A 255-nucleotide genomic window follows, 5' to 3' on the forward strand; every position below is an offset into this window, starting at 1 on the left:
TCCCCGCTCCACCTGCTACTTGTAACGCACCTGTATTAGTAGCCGTAGCATCTGTATTATTCGTCGTATACCAACGTCCCGTAGTTTGAATTAAATTCACACTCGTATTTCCCAAGACTAACTTATTGCTCGCATCCACATTCGCTCCATTACCTATCGCGGTCGCATTGGTTAATGCCCCATTATTCACATTCGCTCCATAACCTAACAACGTGTTATTAGATCCCGTTGTAACTGAATTACCCGCATATCCTC

1 pseudogene is annotated in these 255 nt (G+C 44.3%); it reads right to left on the reverse strand.

What is annotated here, in order from left to right:
• Nucleotides 1-255: pseudogene (locus tag ACST14_RS11000) on the reverse strand (hypothetical protein); the annotation flags it as partial.

It is taken from the genome of Aquirufa sp. A-Brett2-15D (assembly GCF_054558735.1).